Annotated in this window: 22 protein-coding genes; 12 read left to right on the top strand and 10 right to left on the bottom strand. The window is 62.9% G+C overall.

Annotated elements, in window-relative coordinates:
• Positions 1-2 precede the first annotated feature (2 nt).
• The gene (locus QOL82_RS24840) at positions 3-788 is read right to left on the bottom strand and encodes a histidine phosphatase family protein (protein ID WP_283445001.1); all 786 of its coding nucleotides are present in this window, start codon (positions 786-788) and stop codon (positions 3-5) included.
• A gap of 262 nt (positions 789-1,050) precedes the next feature.
• Between QOL82_RS24840 and QOL82_RS24835 the strand changes: the two genes are divergently transcribed.
• From QOL82_RS24835 to QOL82_RS24815, 5 genes are all read left to right on the top strand, one after another.
• A complete protein-coding gene (locus QOL82_RS24835; RefSeq protein ID WP_283445000.1) occupies positions 1,051-1,320 on the top strand; it encodes a GlsB/YeaQ/YmgE family stress response membrane protein in 270 nt (89 codons plus the stop codon).
• A 112-nt stretch (positions 1,321-1,432) separates the two neighbouring features.
• A complete protein-coding gene (locus QOL82_RS24830) occupies positions 1,433-2,026 on the top strand; it encodes a hemerythrin domain-containing protein (protein WP_283444999.1) in 594 nt (197 codons plus the stop codon).
• Positions 2,027-2,282: 256 nt separating this feature from the next.
• Positions 2,283-2,849, top strand: a complete 567-nt coding sequence (gene folE, locus QOL82_RS24825) for a GTP cyclohydrolase I FolE (RefSeq protein ID WP_283444998.1) — start codon at positions 2,283-2,285, stop codon at positions 2,847-2,849.
• Positions 2,850-2,957: 108 nt separating this feature from the next.
• Positions 2,958-3,317, top strand: coding sequence for a DUF1842 domain-containing protein (locus QOL82_RS24820; RefSeq protein ID WP_283444997.1), 360 nt, complete (start codon positions 2,958-2,960; stop codon positions 3,315-3,317).
• 69 nt (positions 3,318-3,386) lie between these two features.
• Positions 3,387-4,010, top strand: coding sequence for a YcbK family protein (locus QOL82_RS24815; RefSeq protein WP_430438542.1), 624 nt, complete (start codon positions 3,387-3,389; stop codon positions 4,008-4,010).
• Here QOL82_RS24815 and QOL82_RS24810 read toward each other — a convergent pair whose 3' ends face one another.
• The 3 genes from QOL82_RS24810 to QOL82_RS24800 are packed head-to-tail and all read right to left on the bottom strand — an operon-like array spanning position 4,011 to position 6,087.
• The gene (locus tag QOL82_RS24810; RefSeq protein WP_283445028.1) at positions 4,011-4,307 is read right to left on the bottom strand and encodes a 2Fe-2S iron-sulfur cluster-binding protein; all 297 of its coding nucleotides are present in this window, start codon (positions 4,305-4,307) and stop codon (positions 4,011-4,013) included.
• The gene (locus QOL82_RS24805; RefSeq protein ID WP_283444996.1) at positions 4,307-5,572 is read right to left on the bottom strand and encodes a TIGR03862 family flavoprotein; all 1,266 of its coding nucleotides are present in this window, start codon (positions 5,570-5,572) and stop codon (positions 4,307-4,309) included. Before QOL82_RS24805 ends, QOL82_RS24810 begins: the two co-directional genes overlap by 1 nt.
• A gap of 14 nt (positions 5,573-5,586) precedes the next feature.
• The gene (locus QOL82_RS24800; protein ID WP_283444995.1) at positions 5,587-6,087 is read right to left on the bottom strand and encodes an SET domain-containing protein; all 501 of its coding nucleotides are present in this window, start codon (positions 6,085-6,087) and stop codon (positions 5,587-5,589) included.
• Between the two features lie 522 nt (positions 6,088-6,609).
• On the opposite strand from QOL82_RS24800, the gene QOL82_RS24795 reads away from it, so the two are divergent.
• From QOL82_RS24795 to QOL82_RS24775, 5 genes are all read left to right on the top strand, one after another.
• Complete coding sequence (locus QOL82_RS24795; protein ID WP_283444994.1) at positions 6,610-8,532, top strand: PrkA family serine protein kinase; 1,923 nt, start codon at positions 6,610-6,612, stop codon at positions 8,530-8,532.
• A 188-nt stretch (positions 8,533-8,720) separates the two neighbouring features.
• Complete coding sequence (locus QOL82_RS24790; RefSeq protein WP_283444993.1) at positions 8,721-9,989, top strand: YeaH/YhbH family protein; 1,269 nt, start codon at positions 8,721-8,723, stop codon at positions 9,987-9,989.
• A gap of 11 nt (positions 9,990-10,000) precedes the next feature.
• The gene (locus tag QOL82_RS24785) at positions 10,001-11,536 is read left to right on the top strand and encodes a SpoVR family protein (protein ID WP_283444992.1); all 1,536 of its coding nucleotides are present in this window, start codon (positions 10,001-10,003) and stop codon (positions 11,534-11,536) included.
• Between the two features lie 200 nt (positions 11,537-11,736).
• The gene (locus QOL82_RS24780) at positions 11,737-12,192 is read left to right on the top strand and encodes a PA2169 family four-helix-bundle protein (protein ID WP_283444991.1); all 456 of its coding nucleotides are present in this window, start codon (positions 11,737-11,739) and stop codon (positions 12,190-12,192) included.
• Positions 12,193-12,308: 116 nt separating this feature from the next.
• On the top strand, positions 12,309-13,919 hold the full coding sequence (locus QOL82_RS24775) for an NAD(P)/FAD-dependent oxidoreductase (RefSeq protein WP_283444990.1): 1,611 nt from the start codon (positions 12,309-12,311) through the stop codon (positions 13,917-13,919).
• Positions 13,920-13,983: 64 nt separating this feature from the next.
• Here QOL82_RS24775 and corA read toward each other — a convergent pair whose 3' ends face one another.
• From corA to QOL82_RS24760, 3 genes are all read right to left on the bottom strand, one after another.
• Positions 13,984-14,949, bottom strand: a complete 966-nt coding sequence (corA, locus tag QOL82_RS24770) for a magnesium/cobalt transporter CorA (RefSeq protein ID WP_283444989.1) — start codon at positions 14,947-14,949, stop codon at positions 13,984-13,986.
• A 123-nt stretch (positions 14,950-15,072) separates the two neighbouring features.
• Positions 15,073-15,630: a TIGR01841 family phasin gene (gene phaP / locus QOL82_RS24765; RefSeq protein WP_283444988.1), complete on the bottom strand. Its 558-nt coding sequence runs from the start codon at positions 15,628-15,630 to the stop codon at positions 15,073-15,075.
• Between the two features lie 179 nt (positions 15,631-15,809).
• The gene (locus QOL82_RS24760; protein WP_283444987.1) at positions 15,810-16,586 is read right to left on the bottom strand and encodes a M15 family metallopeptidase; all 777 of its coding nucleotides are present in this window, start codon (positions 16,584-16,586) and stop codon (positions 15,810-15,812) included.
• A gap of 176 nt (positions 16,587-16,762) precedes the next feature.
• Here QOL82_RS24760 and QOL82_RS24755 point away from each other — a divergent pair, with 176 nt between their 5' ends.
• Together QOL82_RS24755 and QOL82_RS24750 are read left to right on the top strand one after the other, a co-directional pair.
• The gene (locus QOL82_RS24755) at positions 16,763-18,433 is read left to right on the top strand and encodes a long-chain fatty acid--CoA ligase (RefSeq protein WP_283444986.1); all 1,671 of its coding nucleotides are present in this window, start codon (positions 16,763-16,765) and stop codon (positions 18,431-18,433) included.
• A gap of 102 nt (positions 18,434-18,535) precedes the next feature.
• Positions 18,536-20,029: a B12-binding domain-containing radical SAM protein gene (locus QOL82_RS24750; protein ID WP_283444985.1), complete on the top strand. Its 1,494-nt coding sequence runs from the start codon at positions 18,536-18,538 to the stop codon at positions 20,027-20,029.
• Positions 20,030-20,154: 125 nt separating this feature from the next.
• Here the strand turns inward: QOL82_RS24750 and QOL82_RS24745 are convergent, their stop codons facing one another.
• Genes QOL82_RS24745 through QOL82_RS24735 form a run of 3 tightly spaced genes read right to left on the bottom strand, consistent with a single transcriptional unit; the run spans position 20,155 to position 21,752 of the window.
• The gene (locus tag QOL82_RS24745; RefSeq protein WP_283444984.1) at positions 20,155-20,385 is read right to left on the bottom strand and encodes a DUF3717 domain-containing protein; all 231 of its coding nucleotides are present in this window, start codon (positions 20,383-20,385) and stop codon (positions 20,155-20,157) included.
• Between the two features lie 12 nt (positions 20,386-20,397).
• On the bottom strand, positions 20,398-20,529 hold the full coding sequence (locus QOL82_RS24740; RefSeq protein ID WP_283445031.1) for a hypothetical protein: 132 nt from the start codon (positions 20,527-20,529) through the stop codon (positions 20,398-20,400).
• Positions 20,530-20,537: 8 nt separating this feature from the next.
• Entirely contained in the window at positions 20,538-21,752 is a 1,215-nt protein-coding gene (locus QOL82_RS24735) for an MFS transporter (RefSeq protein WP_283444983.1), read from the bottom strand.
• Positions 21,753-21,820: the final 68 nt, after the last annotated feature.

Raw genomic sequence — 21,820 nt, 5'->3', positions numbered from 1 at the left:
CCTCATGATTTGGGTGCGGCCGGCACATCCGGCTCGCTGGTGACGGGCGCGCCGGCTTCCAGCAGCGGCACGATGAAATTCACCAGGCGGGGCGCCAGCTTGCCCTTGCGGCCCAGCGTGCGGTCGAATTCATAGGATGTGATCGAGCAGTTGGGAACGTCGCCCTGGCGGTCCATCTCGAGTATGGTCTGTTCATCCATCCGCTCGAGCAGGTAGCGAAAGCAGTTGACGATGACCTGGTGCCCGACCACCACGACGTTCTCATTGCGATGCTCGCGGATGATGGTGTCGAGCAGGCTGCGCAGCCGCAGGATCACGTCGCACCAGCTCTCGCCGCCGGGCGGACGGAAATAGAACTTGCCGACATGCGCGCGCTGCTCGCCCAGTTCCGGATACTTCTGCACGATGCCATGCCGCGTCAGGCGGTCCAGTATGCCGAACTCCTTTTCCCGCAGGCGCTCGTCGGCCACCAGCTGCACCTCGTCCGGGTCGATGCCGGCATGGTCGAGTATGTGCTGCGCCGTCGCCCTGGCGCGCGCATAGGGCGAGCTCAGGATGACGGTCGGACGCTGTGACTCGGGCAAGGCGGCGAACCAGTGGCCGAGCGCCACCGCCTGCTGCTCGCCGAGTTCGGACAGCGGCACATCGACGTCGCGGGTCGCGATATCGATCAGCGGCAGGCCCGCAGCCTCGGCCGCATCGCGCGCGACATTACCGGCGCTCTGGCCGTGACGGATGATCCACAGATTCTGTGGCCACTTCTGCTGTATCTCTTCTGGCATTGGCATGTTCTCCTGGATGTCTGGAGTGACCGTGCGGCAGTATCAAAGTTTCGGCAGGCCATTGGCCTTGCATCTTTCGTTACGCGCGCGCAAGGCCGTCGGTTGTTGTCGGACCAACCATTGTCGCTGTGGGCAGAAAAGATGTCATTTATTCACCTTTTCCTACAGTACATTGAGTGCCTGTCCTATATCGCCACCCTGGGGCCGCTGCTAATCTGTTTCCCAAGGCACAAGTCCTTAGTCAATTAACCAAAACCAGGAGGAAATCATGAATTTTATTATTTGGATCGTAGTCGGCGGCATCCTTGGATGGCTTGCAAGCATGGTCATGCGCACGGACGCGCAGCAAGGCATGTTCCTGAACGTTGTGGTAGGCATCATCGGCGCCCTGCTCGGCGGCTGGCTGCTTGCTCCTCTGTTCGGCACCGGCACGATCAACCAGAATGATTTCAGCCTGCCTTCGCTGTTCGTTTCCTTCCTCGGCGCTGTCGTGCTGCTGATGATTGTCAACCTGTTCCGTCGTGGCCGGGTGCGTTAAGCCGAAACACCAAATGCAAGTCGTTTTCATGATCTGACCAGCCTCCGGGCGGTCAGATCATGTTCGCAAGGCGCCCAACGCGGCGCATTGTTCATACTCACTGGAGATTGCCATGCCCGCCGCCAAGAAGACTGCAGCAAAGAAAACCGCTGCCAAGAAAACTGCAGCAAAAGTGTCGAGGACCGATGCCATCGCCATTCTCACCGCGGACCACAAGCGTGTGAAGAAGATGTTCAAGACCTTCGAGAAGATGAAGGAAGACGGTTCCGCCGCCGACAAGCAGGCGCTGGCCCAGCAGATCTGCGACGAGCTGACGCTGCATGCCGACGTCGAGGAAAAGATTTTTTACCCTGCCACCCGCAATTCGATCGACGATGCCGACCTGCTCGACGAAGCCGAGGTCGAACATGCAAGCGCCAAGGACCTGATTGCCCAGATCCAGGCCGGCGATTCGTCCGATCCGAAGTGGGCCGCCAAGGTCACCGTGCTGGGCGAGTATATCGACCACCACGTGCAGGAAGAGGAAGAGGAAATGTTCCCCAAGGCCCGCAAGGCCAAGATGGACCTGGAATCGCTGGGCCGGGAAATAGCGGCGATGAAGGAATCGCGCCAGGCCGAGCAGCCGGCTCCCGCCGCCATCGTGCCGGCTGCAGCCAAGACCAAGTCGCGCGCCGCCGGCAAGACCGCAGCCGCCTCGCGTCTGTAAGCTTACTGCTCCTTCGGGCAGTTGCAATAACCGGAGCGCATGGCGCTCCGGTTCGCATTGCGGCGACGCTGTCGTTCGCCCGTGCTTACCCTATCCCCGTTTTTCTCCCGTATCCCCCTTGCCGCCCTATGGCGCGCGCCAAGAATTTCCGAAAATTAGGTTACGATGTGCGCCTTATTGCGGTGCGGGATAAGATTTCGCGCCGCTCCCCCTTTCTTTAATTGCTGTTAGCGCGGGCGCGCTGGAAAGAAAATCCATGTCGGAACAGGCATTTACCGAAAACGATTGGCGTCGTTTGTTGATCAGTCTGGGCGAGGATCCCGATCGCACCGGGCTGGTCGATACCCCTTCGCGGGTTCAAAAGGCATGGAAGCACTGGACCTCGGGCTACGCGCAGGACCCGGCCGAGTTGTTGAAGGCATTCGAGGATGGCGCCGAGGAGTACAACGAGCTGATCGTCGTGCGCAACATCCCTGTCTACAGCCACTGCGAACATCACCTGGCGCCGTTTTTCGGCAAGGCCATCATCGGCTATGTTCCCAACGGGAAAATCGTGGGCCTGTCCAAGCTGACGCGGCTGGTGGACTGCTTCGCCAAGCGTCTGCAGGTGCAGGAGCGGCTGACCATACAGATTGCCAATGCGCTGATGACCCATCTCGAACCCAAGGCGGTCGGCGTGGTGGTGCGCTGCCGCCACATGTGCATGGAAAGCCGTGGCATCCGCACGCCGGGCGAGGAAACCGTCACCTCGTCGATGCTGGGCGAACTCCAGCCCAACCTCGGCATGCGCACCGAATTCCTGGCGCTCGCCCGGGAAGACTGATTCATCGGCAATCGCCCGTCGTAAATCGCCCATCGTAAATCGGCGCGCCGCGCGAACCAATATGCCGGCGCCGCATCAGAGTCTCCATTCCCGGATGGAGACTCCGCAATGCAGGCACTCACTCTCAATATCCACAGCGCATCGCCGTCCGCCCCGGTGCTGAACCTCGAACTGGACGCCATGCCGGAGCAGCGGCTGTGCGGGCGCTGCAGCATCACGGCGCTGGACCGTATCGAAGACGTGCAGGTGGAGGGCCGGTTCCAGCGCTATTCGACGCCGGACCATGCGGAGATCCTGGTCTTCCTGCTGGGATTCCACGAGGGGGAGTCGACCCGCAATCCGGCGCTCGACATCGCGTTGCGCCTGCAGCCCGACTGGGTTTGCGGCAGCGGCAACTTCGTCCTCGACGGTATTGCCGTGGCAAATGCCACCGTTCAAAATATGGCGCCCGGGGCGCGCGAATGGTGAAATGCACACAGCCAACAGCATGCCTCGGTTAAACTTTCATCCCATTCCGCTATCCGACACCGCCACGCCATGAATTCCCGCCGTTCCTTCATGAAGAAAAGCCTGTTCCTGACCGCTTCCGGCCTGTTTGCCGAAGCCGCCGTCACGGGTTCCGCCCTTGCAATGCAGCCTCCGCCGGATATTTTCGACGCCGAGGTGCTGGACCTGGAGTTCTGGGTCAAGCCGCGCGTGCTCGAGGTGACGCGTCCCGCCAGCGGCGAGCGCGCAAAACTGCTGTACTGGAAGGACGGCGAGGTGGTCGATTCCGCTTACCAGCAGCTGTGCCACTTGCTGCGCGATGTGAACGGCGGCGGCAAGACGGCGCCGATCGATCCCAACCTCCTCGAAACCCTGTGGGGCACCCAGGCCTTCGTCGCCCGTTACGGCATGACAGCGCCGCTGGAAATCCTTTCCGGCTACCGGACGCCGGAATCGAACCAGCGGCTGCGCGAGCAGGGCGTGCCGGCGGCCCGCAAATCGCTGCACATGGACGGCAAGGCAGCCGACATCCGCGTGCCGCATCTCGACGCCAGCGTGCTGGGCGGACTGGTGCGCAGTTTCCGCCAGGGGGGGGTCGGATTCTATTACCGCAGCGATGCGCGCGGCGGCTGGATACACGCCGATACCGGCTTGCAGCGTACCTGGAAAGGCTGATCAGGCACGCCGCGCGGCGCGATTTTCCAGCGTCAGGTCGGTCTGCGGACAGGCGACGCAGGGCAGGATATAGCCGTCGCGCTTCTCCTCGGCCGACAGCCCTGGCCATTCGATCAGGTAATGCACCTGCCCGCCGGTAATCCGGCTGATGCAGGTGCGGCAGGTGCCGTTGCGGCACGAACTCGGCAGCACGATGCCGGCCCGTGCGGCCGACAGCAGCAGCGTTTCGTTGCGCGCCGCATCGAATTGCCAGTCCTGCGGAACCAGTGTGATGGAAACGGGCGTGTCGCCGGCCATCAGCGCACGCTCCTTGCAGGCAGCCACCGCAGCACGCCTTCCGCCGCCCGCTTGCCGCTCGCCATGCAGGCGGTGAGCAGGTAGCCGCCGGTCGGCGCTTCCCAGTCAATCATCTCGCCGGCGCAGAACACGCCCGGCAGCGCGCGCAGCATCAAACCGTCGTCCAGCGTGTCGAAGCGCACGCCGCCGGCGCTGCTGATGGCCTCGTCGATGGGCCGTGGCGCCACCAGCCGCACCGGCAGCGATTTGAACGCCGCCGCCACGGTTCCCATGTCATCCATGCCGTCGCGTCCCAGCACTTCGCGCAGCAGGCCCGCCTTGATGCCGTCGATGCCCGCACGGCTCTGCAGGTGGCTGGCCAGCGAGCGCGAGCCGCGCGGGTGGACCAATTCCGCATGGATGCGCTCCAGGCTCTTGCCGGGCGCGAGGTCGAGGTAGAGCGTGGCAACCCCGTCAGCCGCAATCGCATCCCGCAGCGGCGCGGACAGCGCATAGATCAGGCTGCCCTCGACGCCGCTTTCCGTGACGACGAACTCGCCCTGGCGCCGCAGCACGCGCCCGTCCGGCGCCGTGCAGCAGGCGGTCACGGTCTTGACCGGCTGGCCGGCATGCCGCTCGCGGAAATGCGGGCTCCACGCCGCGTCGAAGCCGCAGTTGGCGGGCATGAGCGGCGTCACCCCGACGCCGGCGTCGCGCAGCAGCGGCACCCAGGCGCCGTCCGACCCGAGCCGCTTCCAGCTTGCGCCGCCCAGCGCCAGCAGCGTCGCGTCGACGTCCGTGCGGACCTCGCCCGTTTCCGATGCAAAGCGCAGTTGCCGGCTTTCCCCATCCCAGCCCAGCCAGCGGTGACGCATATGGAAATGGACGCCCGCTGCACGCAGACGGTGCAGCCAGGCGCGCAACAATGGTGCGGCTTTCATTTCCGTCGGGAAGACCCGGCCCGAACTGCCGACGAAAGTTTCCACGCCCAGCCCGTGCGACCAGTCGCGCAGGTCCTGCGCGCCGAAGCCGTCGAGCCAGCGTCCGACCTCTTCCTCCCGGCCCGGGAAACGGGAGCGGAACGGCGCGGACGGCTCCGAATGCGTCAGGTTCAGGCCGCCGCGTCCCGCCAGCAGGAACTTGCGGCCGACCGAGGGCATGGCGTCGTACAGGTCGACCGCGACGCCCGCGCCGGCCAGCGTTTCGGCGGCCATCAGCCCGGCCGGACCGCCGCCGATAACCGCCACGCGCGCGGCGCCGGCATGCGCTTCGATGCTTGCAGTCACCGTACCAGGCCGACTCAGGCCGACCTGCTTCGGCGCTTGGGCGCCAGCATGGTCTTGCGGCAGTTCGGCTCGCCGCACAGGCACTGGTAGGCGCGCTTGACCGCGGGCGTATGGCGGCCCTCGAGCACCAGGCCATAGTCGTAGTTGAGTTCCTCGCCGCGCGCGATGTCGCGCAGGGTGTAGATGAAGATCCGGTTGTCTTCCTCGCGCGCCTCGCAGTTGGGCGCGCAGCTGTGGTTGATCCAGCGCACGTCGTTGCCGCCGCTTGCGCCATCGATCATCTTGCCGTTCTCAAGCGCGAAAAAAAACGTATGGAAGGGATTGTCCGGATCGAGCCCGGTACGTTTCTCCGCTTCCTTTTCCGAGATGATTTCACCGATGTACTCGGAAACGAGCGACCCGGCAGGGATCTTGCGTCTGGCGAAGACACCATTGCCATGAATCGGGGAATGGCGCACGACGACGGAAGGAATAGGTTCCGGAACAGGCACGGCGGCAGGCTTGGAGCGGGTCATTGATCGTTGAGTGAAATTGCCGTTGGCGGCGGGTTGTAAGGAGGTGACATCGAGAGCGGAAAATTGTAAGACAAAGTTTCAGGCTTGATGCAACACACATCGGAATGCCATGATGAAGTTGCTGTTCCGCAGAATTTTGCGTGTTGCGATGATAACGCCGTTGGGCTGCACAAGACAGGTGTATGACCGGCGCATACGCATCGGGGTTGCGCATGCCGAAAGTAAGTTGTCGGCATGCCGCAAACCCGTCAACGCCTGGCGCAATGATTCGGCTAATATGCAAGTATGAATCCGGTTTTGAGTGCGGTCCCAAAGGCCCGCGCGCCATTTCGCAACGATCGCAACGCGTATGGGAAACGCATGTTGGAAGGGCATGTGGCCTGGCTTCGTAATAGATCAAAATTTCCGGATCTGCCGAATGCCGACCAAAGAAAGTGCGCGTATTATTGAATTGCGGTGCAGAAAGCCAGCTCATGGCTACAGCAGGGCTGACAATAGATTCACTTCAAAGGAAACATGCAAATGAAAATCTTTGAGAACTATGCAGCACGGTATGACAGGACCCGTGAGGAAGAGATGTCGGTCCAGGAGTACCTGGACCTTTGCAAGCGCGACCGCATGGTGTACGCCACTGCGGCAGAACGAATGCTCAAGGCAATCGGCGAGCCTGAACTGCTCGACACCCGGCACGACCCGCGGCTGTCACGTATCTTCGCCAACAAGGTTATCAAGATCTATCCCGCGTTCCGCGAGTTTTATGGCACCGAGGAAGTCATCGAGCAGGTGGTTTCCTACTTCCGGCATGCCGCGCAAGGCCTGGAAGAGCGCAAGCAAATCCTCTATCTGCTCGGCCCGGTCGGCGGCGGCAAGTCGTCCATCGCCGAAAAGCTGAAGTCCCTGATGGAGCAGGTCCCCTTCTATTGCATCAAGGGCTCGCCGGTCAACGAATCCCCGCTCGGCCTGTTCAACGAGCAGGAAGACGGCCTGATCCTCGAAGAGGACTACGGCATCCCGCGCCGCTATCTCCGCTCCATTCCCAGCCCGTGGGCCGTCAAGCGCCTGCACGAGTTCAACGGCGACATCAACCGCTTCCGCATCGTACGCCGCTATCCGTCGGTGCTGCGCCAGGTCGCGGTCGCCAAGACCGAGCCGGGCGATGAAAACAACCAGGATATCTCGTCGCTGGTGGGCAAGGTCGATATCCGCAAGCTGGAAAGTTATTCGCAGGACGACCCGGACGCCTACAGCTACTCCGGCGGCCTGTGCCTGGCCAACCAGGGCCTGCTCGAGTTCGTCGAGATGTTCAAGGCGCCGATCAAGGTGCTGCATCCGCTGCTGACCGCCACCCAGGAAGGCAACTACAAGGGCACCGAGGGTTTCGGCGCGATACCGTTCGACGGCGTCGTGCTGGCGCACTCGAACGAGTCGGAGTGGAAGGCTTTCAAGAACAACAAGAACAATGAGGCTTTCCTCGACCGGATCTATATCGTCAAGGTGCCGTACTGCCTGCGCGTGAGCGACGAGATCAAGATCTACGACAAGCTGGTGCGCAACTCGTCGCTGGCCACCGCGCCCTGCGCGCCCGGCACGCTGAAGATGATGGCCCAGTTCGCCGTACTGTCGCGGTTGAAGGAGCCGGAAAACTCCAGCATCTTCAGCAAGATGCAGGTGTACGACGGCGAGAACCTGAAGGACACCGATCCGAAGGCCAAGTCGCGCACCGAGTATGCCGATTACGCGGGCGTCGACGAAGGCATGACGGGCTTGTCCACCCGGTTCGCGTTCAAGATATTGTCGAAGGTGTTCAACTTCGACAGCACCGAGGTCGCCGCCAATCCGGTACATCTTCTGTATGTGCTGGAACAGGCAGTGAGCCGCGAACAGTTTCCGCCCGAGACCGAGCAGAAATACTATTCCTACATCAAGGAATACCTGGCGCAGCGTTACGTCGAGTTCATCGGCAAGGAGATACAGACCGCCTACCTGGAGAGTTATTCCGAGTACGGCCAGAATATCTTCGACCGCTACGTGACGTTCGCCGATTTCTGGATTCAGGACCAGGAGTTCCGCGATCCCGACACCGGCGAAAGCTTCAACCGCGACTCGCTCAACAGCGAGCTGGAGAAGATCGAGAAACCGGCCGGCATTTCCAATCCCAAGGACTTCCGGAACGAGATCGTCAACTTCGTGTTGCGTACGCGGGCGCATAACAATGGCAAGAACCCGGCCTGGACGGGCTACGAGAAGTTCCGCACGGTGATCGAGAAGAAGATGTTCTCCAATACCGAGGAACTCCTTCCCGTCATCTCGTTCAATGCCAAGGCCAGCGCCGACGACGCGCACAAGCACAAGGAGTTCGTCGAGCGCATGGTAGCCAAGGGCTATACGCCCAAGCAGGTGCGGCTGCTGTGCGAATGGTATCTGCGGGTAAGGAAGTCGTCGTAGCCTGGAACGCCGGCTGCTCCGCAGTGCTTGCATTACTGGCCCTGCTCTTGCTAGTTTATGAGGGTGGGGCCAGCAGGAATTTTCGGCGTGCCCGTCGCGTGCGCCGGACCCGGCAAGCCGGGAACAGTATCTGGTACACCGGAGGCGACGGTTCCGCGTTTACCCGGTAGTTCGAGCAGGAGAGCATATTGACTTACCTTATCGATCGGCGTTTGCAGAGCAAGAACAAGTCCGCGGTCAACCGTGAACGCTTTTTGCGTCGCTACAAAGGTCAGATCAAGCAGGCGGTCGAGCGTGCAATCAAGGGGCGCTCCATCACTGACATCGCCAGCGGCGAAAAGATTTCCATCCCCGCGAGGGATGTGACCGAGCCTACGTTCGGCCATTCCCATGGCGGCATCTGGGAGGTCGTCAACCCTGGCAACGAGGAATACCTGAAAGGCGACCGCGTCGCCCGGCCGCGTGGCGGCGGAGGCGGCGGAGGCGGCGGCAAGTCGGGCAACAGCGACGAGACCACGCAAGATGATTTCGTCTTCGAGCTGAGCCGCGAAGAGTTCATGAATTATTTCTTCGAGGACCTCGAGCTGCCCAATATGGTCAAGAAGCAGCTTGCTTCGACGACCGAATTCAAGAGCCACCGGGCCGGCTACACGACTTCCGGCACGCCGGCCAACATCCATGTGCTGCGTTCGCTGCGCGGCGCGCTGGGACGGCGCATCGCGATCGGCGGCAAGCATGGCAAGCGTCTCACGCGTGCCGAGGAAGAGCTGGAAAACCTGCTGCTGATGGCGGATGAAGAGCATCCGGAAGTGGTGAAGCTGCGGCACGAGATTGCGCACCTGAAGACGCGCATCAATGCGATTCCCTTCATCGATCCGTTCGATTTGCGGTACAGCAATCGCGTCAAGACGCCCAAGCCGTCGAGCCAGGCGGTGATGTTCTGCGTGATGGACGTGTCGGGCTCGATGGACGAGCAGCGCAAGGACACGGCCAAGCGCTTTTTCATCCTGCTTTACCTGTTCCTGACGCGCGCCTACGACAAGATCGAGGTGGTGTTCATCCGGCATCACACCGCGGCCACCGAAGTCGACGAGCACGAGTTTTTCAACTCGCGCGAGTCGGGCGGCACGGTGGTGTCGTCGGCGCTGCACCTGCTGCAGCGCATATTGCACGAGCGCTACCCGAGCGGCGACTGGAACGTCTATGTAGCGCAGGCATCGGACGGCGATAACTGGGACAAGGACTCGGTGAATTGCCGGCAGATACTGAACAGCGCGATCCTGCCGGCGGTGCAGTATTACGCCTACGTCGAGATCACCGACGGCGCGCCGCAGAACCTGTGGCATGAGTATGCGCAGGTGGCCACCCAGCATCCGCACTTTGCAATGCAGAAAATCGAGTCGCCATCGGATATCTATCCGGTGTTCCGCGAGTTGTTCAAGAAGCAGCCGAAATGAGAGCAGCCGAGATGAGCCACGTAATCGACAAACCCACCCACGCCCGCCGGCTGCCCGAGCAGTCGGAATGGACGATCGAACTGATCGAGCAGGCGCACGAGGAAGTCAAGCGCGTCGCCGCCGACTTCGGACTGGACACCTATCCGAACCAGCTTGAAATCATTACCGCCGAGCAGATGATGGATGCGTATGCATCGGTCGGCATGCCGGTGTCGTATAACCACTGGTCGTTCGGCAAGCATTTCCTCAGCACCGAGAAAGGCTATCGTCGCGGCCAGATGGGGCTGGCTTACGAGATCGTCATCAACTCCAATCCCTGCATCGCCTACCTGATGGAGGAAAACAGCCTGATGATGCAGACGCTGGTCATCGCGCATGCAGCCTACGGCCACAATTCCTTCTTCAAGGGCAATTACCTGTTCCGCACCTGGACCGATGCGGAAGCCATCATCGACTACATGCTGTTCGCCAAGAACTACATCGCCGAATGCGAGCGGCGGCATGGCGTCGAGGAGGTCGAGCTGCTGCTGGATTCCTGCCATGCGCTGCAGAACTATGGCGTGGACCGGTACAAGCGGCCGGCCCGGCTCTCGATGATCGAGGAAAACGCGCGCCAGACCGAGCGCGAGAAATATCTGCAGAGCCAGGTCAACGACCTGTGGCGCACGCTGCCGCGCAAGGAGGAAATGTTTTCGTCGGCGGCGCCGCAGGTGCGCTTCCCCAGCGAACCCCAGGAAAACCTGCTGTATTTCATCGAGAAGTCGGCGCCGCTGCTGGAGCCGTGGCAGCGCGAGATTGTCCGCATCACGCGCAAGATTTCCCAGTATTTCTATCCGCAGCGCCAGACCCAGGTGATGAACGAAGGCTGGGCCACTTTCTGGCATTACACGATCCTGAACCAGATGTACGACGAGGGCGTGGTGAGCGAGGGCTTCATGCTGGAGTTCCTGCAGAGCCATACCAACGTCGTGTTCCAGCCGACCATCACCAGCCCGTATTACAGCGGCATCAACCCGTACGCGCTGGGCTTCGCGATGATGCGGGACATCCGCCGGATCTGCGAAAACCCGGACGACGAGGACAGGCACTGGTTCCCGGACATTGCCGGCAGCGACTGGCGCAAGACGCTGGACTTTGCGATGCGCAACTTCAAGGATGAAAGCTTCATCGCGCAATACCTGTCCCCGCGCCTGATCCGCGAATTCCATTTCTTTTCGGTGCTGGATGACGACCACGACGACAAGCTGACCATCTCGGCCATTCACGACGACGCCGGCTACCGCTATGTGCGCCAGCAGCTGGCCGCCCAGTACAACCTCGGCAACCGCGAGCCGAACATCCAGGTCTGGTCGGTCAATACCCGCGACGACCGTTCGCTGACGCTGCGGCATACGCAATACCAGCGCCGGCCACTGAGCCAGCAGACCGACGAGGTGCTGAAGCATGTCGGCCGGCTCTGGGGATTCGACGTGCGGCTCGAAACGGTCGATCCCAAGGGCAAGGTTTTATCGACGCACGAATGCCGCACCGACCGTCGATATCGTTGATTGGCTGCTGGCAACAGCGTGTAAATCCTGCCAATTTGCCGGCATATTCTTCCGGGCGCAAACTGCGCCCGTTTTTTCGTCCCCTGGACAGGCCCTTTTGCGACTGGCACGTTGTTTGCAATTAGCTAACAACCTGCCCATGTCGGCGTGGCGTAATTTTGCCTGTGCCGGCTGGTTTTCAACTTAGCAAAGGAAATGACATGGACAACAAAGACGTAATCTCGACCCTGAACGACCTGATCGAAACCTGCAAGGATGGCGAGGAAGGCTTTCGCACCTGCGCCGAAGATATCAAGGACACGCAGATGAAGTCCTACTTCACTTCCCGCGCGCAATCCTGCGCTGAGGCGGCTGCGGAACTGCAACAGGAAGTGCGTACGCTGGGCGGCACCCCGGAAACCAGCAGCAGCATCAGCAGCGCGCTGCATCGCCGCTGGGTCGATATCAAGAGCGTCGTCACCGGCAAGGATGACGAGGCTATCCTGAACGAATGCGAGCGCGGCGAAGACGTCGCCAAGCGCAGCTACGCCAATGCGCTGGAAAAGCCGCTGCCGGCAAACATCAAGACCGTCGTCGAGCGCCAGTACCAGGGCGTGCTGAAGAACCATGACCAGGTCAAGGCCATGCGCAACCAGGTTCGCGCCGCCAAGCCCTGAGCAAGGTGAAGCGGCAGCCGCAGCCCGCATCAGGGGTCGTGGCTGCTGCGGTAAAATAGCAGCCTGCCGACCGGCTGCCTGTATTGCAGCCGGTGCACTTCCACCGGATTCTGCGCATGCTGCGACTCATCGATGTACAACTCCCGCTCGACCATCCCGAACCTGCACTGAAGCAAGCCGTCCTGGCCCGCCTGGGCATCGACGAGGATGCGCTGCTCGGCTATACCGTTTTCAGGCGCAGCTATGACGCCCGCCGCAAGAGCGCCGTCACGCTGATCTATACGGTGGACGTCGAACTCAGCGATGAGGCGACGGTACTGCGCCAGCATGCCGGCGACCGCACGCTGCTGCCGACGCCCGACACCAATTACCACTATGTCACGCAAGCGCCTGCCGGTTTTACGAACCGCCCGGTTGTCATCGGCATGGGTCCGTGCGGCCTGTTCGCCGGCCTGATCCTGGCGCAGATGGGCTTCCGGCCCATCATCCTCGAGCGCGGCAAGTCGGTGCGGGAGCGGACCAAGGACACGTTCGGGCTATGGCGCAAGCGCGTGCTGCACCCGGAGTCGAATGTGCAGTTCGGCGAAGGCGGCGCCGGCACATTCTCCGACGGCAAGCTGTGGACGCAGGTGAAGGACCCGAAGCATTACGGGCGGAAAGTGTTGACCGAGTTCGTCAAGGCCGATGCGCCTCCCGAGATCCTGTACGTCAGCAAGCCGCACATCGGCACTTTCCGGCTGGTGAAGATGGTGGAGCTGATGCGCTCGACCATCGAGGCGCTGGGCGGCGAGATCCGCTTCGAGACCCGGGTCACCGACATGGAAATCGACAATGGCCGGATGCAGGCGCTGCATCTTTCCACCGGCGAGCGGCTCGAGGCCGACCATGTCGTGCTGGCGGTCGGGCATAGCGCGCGCGACACCTTCCAGATGCTGTACGACCGCGGCGTCCATGTCGAGGCCAAGCCTTTTTCCATCGGCTTCCGGATCGAGCATCCGCAGGGCCTGATCGACCGCTGCCGCTTCGGTCCCAGCGCCGGCAACCCGATACTGGGCGCCGCCGATTACAAGCTGGTCCATCACTGCGGCAACGGCCGCTCGGTCTACAGTTTCTGCATGTGCCCGGGCGGAACCGTCGTCGCTGCAACCTCGGAGCCGGGCCGCGTCGTCACCAACGGCATGAGCCAGTATTCGCGCAACGAGCGCAATGCGAACGCCGGCATCGTGGTCGGCATCACCCCGGACGACTATCCCGGCCATCCGCTGGCCGGCATCGAATTCCAGCGGCAGTGGGAGTCGCGCGCCTTCGAGCTCGGCGGCGGCGACTACAGCGCGCCCGGCCAGCTGGTCGGCGACTTCCTGGCGCGGCGGCCGTCGAGCCAGCTCGGCACGGTGCAGCCGTCCTACAAGCCGGGCGTGAAGCTCGGCGACCTCGCGAGCGCCTTGCCCGATTACGCGATCACGGCGCTGCGGGAGGCTCTTCCGGTGTTCGACCGCCAGATCCGCGGCTTCGCGATGAACGATGCGGTGCTGACCGGCGTGGAAACCCGCACCTCGTCGCCGATCCGCATCCGCCGCGACGACGACAGCCTGCAGAGCATCAACACCCGCGGCCTGTATCCGGCCGGCGAGGGCGCCGGCTACGCGGGCGGCATCATGTCGGCGGGGATCGATGGCATACGGGTGGCCGAGGCGGTCGCCCTGAGCATGGTCGGGAAGTCACGCTAGATTCCGGCGGACTGCGCGGCGCATTGGCCGCTGCGCCTGCCGCGCCGTCAGTTGCCGTCGCCGGCTACAGCCAGCCCGACTTGCGGAAGCGCCGGTACAGGTACAGGCAGGTGCCCACCATCGTCGCCAGCGCCACCGGGTAGCCGTACTTCCAGTGCAGCTCGGGCATGTGCTCGAAGTTCATGCCCCAGATGCCGGCAAACGCGGTGGCCACCGCAAAGATGGCGGCCCAGGCGGCCAGCCGCTTGTTGACCTCGCTTTCATCGATGGCGACCATCGACAGGTTGACCTGGATGGCGGTGCTGATGGTGTCGCGGATCGCGTCGATGGAAATATTGATGCGGTACAGGTGATCGTAGACGTCGCGGAAATATTCATCGCAGTTCGACACCGCGCGCGGGACGCGACCGCCGTGCAGCTTGCCCGCCGTTTCGATCAGCGGGCTGACCGCGTGCTTGAAGCGCAGCACCTTGCGCTTGAGTTCATACAGCCGCTCGATGTTGGCCCGCTGCGCATCCTTCTCGAAAATCTTTTCCTCGATGATCTCGAGTTCGTTTTCCATCGCTTCGATGACCGGCAGGTAACGGTCGACCACCGCGTCCATCAGCGCGTACAGCACGAAGCCGGACCCGTTGCGCAGCAGTTCCGGCTCGCGTTCGCAGCGGGCGCGCACGTCCTGGAAGCCGTGGCTGCTCTCGCGGCGCACCGACAGCACATAGTTGGGGCCGACGAAAACCGCCAGTTCGCCAAGCTGCATCTCGCCGTCGACCAGCTCGACCGGCCGCATCACCGCAAACAGCGAGTCGCCGTATTCCTCGATCTTGGGCCGCTGGTGGCCGACCAGCGCATCCTCGACCGCGAGTTCATGCAGGTCGAATTCGACGCGCATCTGCTCCAGTTCCTCGGGCGTCGCATCGGCCAGGCCAACCCAGACGAAGCAGTCCGAGCGCGAGATGACCTCGCTGATTTCCGAGATAGGGATATCCCCGAGTTTCTGGCCATTCTGATAGGCCACGCAATTGATCAGCATGCCAAGGACTCCGTTGTTTCCATTGCACAAAGCTTACACGCGGGTGGCCGCGTCCGCCAAAAAAAAGGACCGCGGCGCGGTCCTTTCAGGGGTGAGGCGACGGGCCTCGCGGGCCCGGCAGGCTTACTTGGTGCGGCCGGTGGCTTTCTCTGCAGCCTGGGAAAACTGGTTGACCACGTTGGTCACGTTCGCGCCCATCGTGTCGCTTGCCTGGCGGGTCGTGTTCTTCAATTGCTCGTAGGCCGCATTGGCGTTGGCAATCGCCGTCTTCAGGATGGCGACCGCGTTTTCCGAGCCCGGAGGCGCGTTCTTCACGATGTCGTCGATCAGCGCGGTCACCTTGCGGGTGGTCTCGGCGATCTGGGCTTCGGCCGTGCGGCTGAACTCGGCCTGGGCTGCCGTGGCGATGGAAGCCAGGTTGCGGCTATACGCGATCGCGGTTTCGGCGCTGGGCGGATTCTGGGTGCTCAATGCGAAAAACTCTTGCGGGTCCTTCGCGGCCATCAGGCGCTGCGCGGTCGCGGTCGATTGCTCCAGCGACGCCTTGGCGGCATTCACGTTCAGTTCCACCAGTTGGGCGATGCTTGAGAACGCCTTGTTGGTCAGCTCGGTGATCGCGGCAATCTGTGCATCGAAATTTGCCTTGGCGGCATTGGAAAGCTGGTCATTGTTCGGAAACATTTGAATCTCCTTTATATGAAAAACGAAGCTGCGGGTTAAGCGCTGGGAATGCAGAAGCCGTGGAACAGACGCGAAAAATTTATTGTGCAGCGCAACATACGCATTGTAAATGTCTGGAATGTCCTGTCAAGCGATAATTTGTGCACTGCACCATTTTCCGTTCCTGCTCTCACGTATAGTCAATCCAACGCACAAGTTGTGCCTGCGCTGGCTTCCGGCCGCGGTTGCAGGCATCGTCTCAGCCGGTCAAGGCGCTGCAGGTACAACTGGCGCGCAGCCGGCGCGGGCAGCGCGGCCAGCTTTTCCGCGAAGCCGCGGCTGAACTGGAAGTGCTGGTAATCGATAGGCGCATCCCAGTAGCCTCCCCAGACAGTAAACCCATATTCGGCGAACAGCGCCTTGACCGATTCGGCCATGCCGGGCCGCGCCGGCTTGCCGGGCCTGGCGGCCAGCCGGTTCAGGTAGTTCGTCGCGGCCGGCGGGCTGACACGGACGACGCCCTGCCGGTCCGGCTGCACGAAGGGGTTTTGCAGCGGATTGATGTCGATGGCCAGCCCATACGCATGCAGTGAAGGCGGGCCGCCGCCGGTGATCTGGCGGTTGTTGAATGCGGACGTATTGTTGTCCTGCATGGAGGCGGCGTCGTCGCCATGGTAATGGTCGATAAGCCGGGCATGCGCCAGCGGGAAGCCGCGCTGGTGCAGCCGGCGAAACAACTGGCCGACTTCGGGCGCAACCGCGGCCAGCACCATGATCTCGCCATCGTCATGGTGGACGCCGCTGAAGTCGACATAAGGAAACCGGACCACGCTCAGCCGGTCGCATCCAACCGGCGCACCGGCGCCGATGACGCCGGATTTTTGCAGCCGTCCACAGGCGGCCGCGTCCAGCGCGGCCAGCGACGGCGCCGGGTGCAGCAGCATGGACAGGCCCAGGCAGGCAAGCAGTGCACGCATGGCGGGGCGGCCGGGCCGACGTTTCCGGGGGCGCGCCGTCATGGAAACCATGCAGGATGTACAGGGAGATCGATCATTAAAATTGCCAAATTGAAATTTTATGCACGAACGTGCGGTTTTAATAAGCCGGCCCTATAATGCCTGACAGCCCGTTCCCGACCAAGAGACCGAGAGACATGAACACCACCCATTACAAACACTGGCCGGCTGGCCTCCCCCATACGCTGACCGCACCCGAAACCAGTGTTTATGCCAACCTGGAGATTTCCGCGCGGCGTTATCCGAACAAGGCCGCGATCGTTTTCTACGATGCGATCCTGAGCTATGCCGAGTTTAATGCGCAGGTCGAGGCGATGGCCGGTTATCTGCAGCAGGATTGCGGCGTGCGGCGCGGCGACCGCGTGCTGCTGAACATGCAGAACAGCCCGCAGTTCATCATCAGCTTCTACGCCATCCTGCGCGCCGACGCGATGGTGGTGCCGGTCAACCCAATGCTGATGACCGACGAGCTGCGCCATTATGTCGAGGACAGCGGCGCGACGGTGGCGATCACGTCGCAGGAAATCTTCTCGCGGCTGGCGCCGCTGGTCGGCAGCACCGGGCTGAAGAAGGCGGTCGTCGCCGCCTACTCGGATTATCTGCCGGCACAGACCGAGCTGGCCGTGCCGGACTGGGTCAGGGCGCCGCGCGCCGCGCTGGAAGGCGAGGGCATCATTTCCTGGCATGACGCGCTGGCTGCGGCCAGGAAGCCCGGGCCGCACCTGGCCGGCCCGTCCGACCTCGCGGTCATGCCCTACACCTCGGGCACCACCGGCAAGCCCAAGGGCTGCATCCACCTGCATCGCTCGGTGATGGCGTCGGCCGTCTCCAGCATCGCCTGGTCGATCGCGTCGGTGCCGGACCAGGTCACGCTGGCGGTGCTGCCGTTCTTCCATGTGACCGGCATGCAGGTCAGCATGAATGCGCCTATCTTCAACGGCGGCAGCATCGTGGTGCTGCCGCGCTGGGACCGGGACGTGGCCGGCCAGCTGATCACCCGCTACGGCGTGACGGCCTGGACCAGCATCCCGACCATGATGATCGACTTCCTGTCCAACCCGCGCCTGTCCGAATACGACGTGTCCAGCCTGCGCCGGGTGTCCGGCGGCGGCGCGGCGATGCCGGCCGCGATCGCGCAAAAGCTGCTGGACCTGACCGGGCTGCAGTACATGGAAGGCTACGGCCTGTCGGAAACCATCGCCGCCACCCATACCAACCCGCCGCAGATGCTCAAGCAGCAATGCCTGGGCATACCGCTGTTCGGCGTCGATTCCCGCATCGTCGACCCGGCCACGATGGCGACGCTGCCGCCGGGCGAGGTCGGCGAGATCATCATGAACGGGCCGCAGGTGTTCGAGGGCTACTGGAACGATCCGGCCAAGACGGCCGAGGCCTTCACCGAGATCGACGGCAAGCGCTTCTTCCGCTCGGGCGACCTGGGCTACATGGACGAGGAAGGCTTCTTCTTCTTCACCGACCGCCTGAAGCGCATGATCAACGCCAGCGGCTTCAAGGTCTGGCCAGCGGAAGTGGAAGCGATGATGTACCAGCACCCGGCAGTGCAGGAATGCTGCATCATCGCCGCGCGCGACCCCTACCGCGGCGAAACCGTGAAGGCGGTCATCGTCAGGAAACCGGGCGTGGACGCCGCGCCGGAAGACATCATGCAATGGGCGCACGCGAAAATGGCCGCCTACAAGGTGCCGAAAATGGTCGAGTTCGTCGACGCGCTGCCGAAGTCGGCCACCGGCAAGGTGATGTGGCGCGCGCTGCAGGAAAAGGAAATGGGCAAGCAAGCGGGTGCGTAAGGGGGCAGGCCGCCCCCGGCAGTCCCGGAAAGCGGGCAGGCGGCCTCCGGCAGCCCGGCAGGCAGGCGCGTAGAATGGCGGTTTCGCCGCGCGCCCGCCTTCATGACCATCCTGCTTTCCACCCTCAACGCCCGCTATGCCCATGCCTCGCTGGGCCTGCGTTACCTGCTCGCCAACATGGGCGACCTGCAGCCGGTCACCAGCCTGCAGGAATTCGTCATCGGCGCCCGCACCACCGACCTGGTCGAAAAGCTGCTGGCGCACAAGCCGCGCATCATCGGCTTCGGCGTCTATATCTGGAATGTCGAGGAAACCACGAAGCTGGTGGCGCTGCTCAAGCGCGTCGCGCCCGAGGTCGTCATCATCCTGGGCGGGCCGGAAGTGTCGTACGAGCATGGCGAGCAGGACATCGTCAGGCAGGCCGACTACCTGGTGACGGGCTGGGGCGACATCACCTTCCCGCGCCTGTGCCGGGAAGTGCTGCGCGGTCCCAAGCCGCTGATGAAGGTGCATGCCGGCGAACAGCCGCCGCTGTCCGACATCGCGCTGCCCTATGCGCTCTATACCGACGAGGACATTGCCCACCGCACGCTGTACGTGGAAGCCTCGCGCGGCTGTCCGTTCAAATGCGAGTTCTGCCTGTCGTCGCTGGACAAGACCGCGTGGGCATTCGACCTGCAGCAATTTCTTGCCGAACTGGAAAAGCTGCATGCGCGCGGCGCCCGGCTGTTCAAGTTCGTCGACCGCACGTTCAACCTGAACGTGAAGACCAGCCTGGCCATCATGCAGTTTTTCCTGGACAAGCTCGACGCGCATCCGGAAGACCCGGTCTATGCGCATTTCGAAGTGGTTCCCGACCACCTGCCGGATGCGCTGAAGGAAGGCATCATGCGCTTCCCGCCGGGCACGCTGCAGTTCGAGATCGGCATACAGTCGTTCAATCCCGAGGTGCAGGCGCTGGTCAGCCGGCGCCAGAACAATGACAAGGCGGCCGACAACATCCGCTGGCTGTGCGCGCATTCACAGGCGCACCTGCACGTGGACCTGATTGCCGGCCTGCCGGGCGAGGACCTGGAAAGCTTCGCGCGCGGCTTCGACCGGCTGCTGGCGCTGAAGCCGCATGAAATCCAGTTCGGCATCCTGAAGCGGCTGCGCGGCACGCCCATCATCCGGCACACGCAGGACTTCGGCATGGTGTACGACCCGCATCCGCCATACACCATCCTGGCCAACGACCGCATCGACTTCGCCACCATGCAGCGGCTGGTGCGCTTCGCCCGCTACTGGGACCTGGTCGCCAACTCGGGCCGCTTCGCCCACACGCTGGAAATGGTGCTCGGCGCGTCGCCTTTCGCCAACTTCATGGCGCTCTCCGACTGGCTGTACGAGAACACCGACGCGACCCACCGGATCGCGCTGGACCGGCTCGCCGGACTGGTCACGAAATGGCTGGTGCTGCAGGGATGGCCGGAGCCGGAAGTGCGGACGGCGATGGGCGGGGATTACGCGGGCAAGGTTCAGGCCGCGCCGGCGGGCGAAGGGAAGAAGGCCGTGCCGCAACGGCAGGCGCGACATATGGATAGCCTGGCAGGCTGATCGCAGGGTGTAACAAGCGCGGGCGCATTACACCTTTCCCCGATCGCGGAAAGTAGCCGCTGGCACGACAGTGCCCTGGTGTAATGCGCTTCGCCTGTTACATCCTGCGAATGTCGTGCGGGCTTCTAGACGCGCTGCCCGCGCCACGCATCGATCAGGCCCAGCGCCCCGCCATCGACCCGCGTTCTTGGCACGCTGTGCAGACGCTCGTAAATCATCAACGCATATACTTCCGCGAGCTGGTTGACTTCCGGCGACAGCGCGCGCTCCTCGCCACGCGACGGCCGCAGGCCGCGCCAGTAATTGATGGCCCGCTCCAGGTCGCTCAGCGTGATGTCGTCGGTGTCAGTGTCCATGCGTTTTCCTGTTCAGGTGCACAGCATGATCCGGTTCGCGAGGTCGACCATGAACTGCGGCTGCAGGTAGGCGGCGAACGGCAGCGCCAGCGCCGCTGCCATCAGGGCATACCAAAGCAGGCGTTTGACGAGGGCGGGCATCATGGACTCCTTCAGGCAGTTGCCGGCTGGATGCGTACGATGGGTTTTTCATCAATAGGCAGATTGACGAGCGCTGCGCATATGCCTAGTCCAATAGTGATCATCCAGACCGTGTTGTAGTTCCCCTGCCGGGTGTAGAGGAAGCCGCCCAGCCAGACGCCCAGGAAGCTGCCGACCTGGTGTGAAAAAAACACGAAACCCGACAGCATGGACAGGTAGCGCACGCCGAAAATGCCGGCGATCACGCCATTCGTCAGCGGCACCGTGGACAGCCACAGCAGGCCCATGAAAGCCGAGAAAACATACACCGACGCCGGCGTCAGGGGCGCCACCAGGAACAGCGCGATCGCCGCCGCGCGCGCCAGGTAGATGGAGGACAGCAGGTAACGCTTGGGCAGCCAGCCGCCGAGGCGTCCGGCCAGGTAGGAGCCGACGATATTGAACAGCCCGATCAGCGCCAGCGCCATGACCGCCACGCCCGGGTCGGTCAGGCCGCGGTCCTTCAGATAAGCCGGCATGTGCACGCCGATGAACACCAGCTGGAAGCCACAGACAAAGTAGCCGGCCAGCAGCAGCAGGAAGGGCTTGTAGGCAAAGGCTTCGCGTATCGCCTCGGGCATGCTCTGCTGCGGACCGCTGCGCACCACGTCCGGCTCGCGCAGGAACAGCGCCATCGGCACCATCACCAGCACGACCAGCGCAGCAAGGGCAAAGAACGCATATTGCCAGCCGATGGCGCCGATGAGCTGCTGCTCGATGGGCATCAGCGCGAACTGGCCGAAGGAACTGGCCGCACCGGAAATGCCGAATGCCCACGACCGTTTCGTCTCCGGCGCGGTACGCCCGATAATGCCGCTCATCGCGCCGAATGCGGTGCAGGACAGCCCGCCGCCGATCAGCATGCCGGAGCCGATGACAAACAGTGCCGGATGCGTGACGGTCGCCATCCACAGCAGCCCCGCCGCGTACAGCAGCGCGCCGAAGATGGCGACGCGGGCGGTGCCGAAGCGGTCGGCCGCCATGCCGGCGAACGGGCCGAAGACGCCCCACATCAGGTTCTGCAGCGCCATCGCCAGCGAGTAGGTTTCACGGGTCCAGTTGTTGGCCTGGGAGATGGGCTGCAGCCAGAAACCGAAACCGTGGCGCACGCCCATGGCCAGGGTGAGGATGAGGCCGGTACAGAGGAGAATGGTTTTCAGGCTGGGTGCGCGGGTGTCTGGGTGCATGGCGATATCGTTATGTTTTTTGAGCTACGAGTGTAGCGCAGCATGAGTGGAGTGCGCTTGGGGGATTG

The organism is Noviherbaspirillum suwonense, assembly GCF_900182955.1.
Lineage (GTDB): Bacteria > Pseudomonadota > Gammaproteobacteria > Burkholderiales > Burkholderiaceae_D > Noviherbaspirillum_A > Noviherbaspirillum_A suwonense.
Note: the sequence above shows the minus strand (reverse complement) of the source record. Positions and strands in the feature narration are given on the sequence as shown.

Coding starts and splice junctions, on each gene's coding strand:
- QOL82_RS24840 (WP_283445001.1), bottom strand. CDS start 788: ATGCCAATGCCAGAAGAGATACAGCAGAAGTGGCCACAGAATCTGTGG.
- QOL82_RS24835 (WP_283445000.1), top strand. CDS start 1,051: ATGAATTTTATTATTTGGATCGTAGTCGGCGGCATCCTTGGATGGCTT.
- QOL82_RS24830 (WP_283444999.1), top strand. CDS start 1,433: ATGCCCGCCGCCAAGAAGACTGCAGCAAAGAAAACCGCTGCCAAGAAA.
- folE (WP_283444998.1), top strand. CDS start 2,283: ATGTCGGAACAGGCATTTACCGAAAACGATTGGCGTCGTTTGTTGATC.
- QOL82_RS24820 (WP_283444997.1), top strand. CDS start 2,958: ATGCAGGCACTCACTCTCAATATCCACAGCGCATCGCCGTCCGCCCCG.
- QOL82_RS24815 (WP_430438542.1), top strand. CDS start 3,387: ATGAATTCCCGCCGTTCCTTCATGAAGAAAAGCCTGTTCCTGACCGCT.
- QOL82_RS24810 (WP_283445028.1), bottom strand. CDS start 4,307: ATGGCCGGCGACACGCCCGTTTCCATCACACTGGTTCCGCAGGACTGG.
- QOL82_RS24800 (WP_283444995.1), bottom strand. CDS start 6,087: ATGACCCGCTCCAAGCCTGCCGCCGTGCCTGTTCCGGAACCTATTCCT.
- QOL82_RS24795 (WP_283444994.1), top strand. CDS start 6,610: ATGAAAATCTTTGAGAACTATGCAGCACGGTATGACAGGACCCGTGAG.
- QOL82_RS24785 (WP_283444992.1), top strand. CDS start 10,001: ATGAGCCACGTAATCGACAAACCCACCCACGCCCGCCGGCTGCCCGAG.
- QOL82_RS24780 (WP_283444991.1), top strand. CDS start 11,737: ATGGACAACAAAGACGTAATCTCGACCCTGAACGACCTGATCGAAACC.
- QOL82_RS24775 (WP_283444990.1), top strand. CDS start 12,309: ATGCTGCGACTCATCGATGTACAACTCCCGCTCGACCATCCCGAACCT.
- corA (WP_283444989.1), bottom strand. CDS start 14,949: ATGCTGATCAATTGCGTGGCCTATCAGAATGGCCAGAAACTCGGGGAT.
- phaP (WP_283444988.1), bottom strand. CDS start 15,630: ATGTTTCCGAACAATGACCAGCTTTCCAATGCCGCCAAGGCAAATTTC.
- QOL82_RS24760 (WP_283444987.1), bottom strand. CDS start 16,586: ATGCGTGCACTGCTTGCCTGCCTGGGCCTGTCCATGCTGCTGCACCCG.
- QOL82_RS24755 (WP_283444986.1), top strand. CDS start 16,763: ATGAACACCACCCATTACAAACACTGGCCGGCTGGCCTCCCCCATACG.
- QOL82_RS24750 (WP_283444985.1), top strand. CDS start 18,536: ATGACCATCCTGCTTTCCACCCTCAACGCCCGCTATGCCCATGCCTCG.
- QOL82_RS24745 (WP_283444984.1), bottom strand. CDS start 20,385: ATGGACACTGACACCGACGACATCACGCTGAGCGACCTGGAGCGGGCC.
- QOL82_RS24740 (WP_283445031.1), bottom strand. CDS start 20,529: ATGATGCCCGCCCTCGTCAAACGCCTGCTTTGGTATGCCCTGATGGCA.
- QOL82_RS24735 (WP_283444983.1), bottom strand. CDS start 21,752: ATGCACCCAGACACCCGCGCACCCAGCCTGAAAACCATTCTCCTCTGT.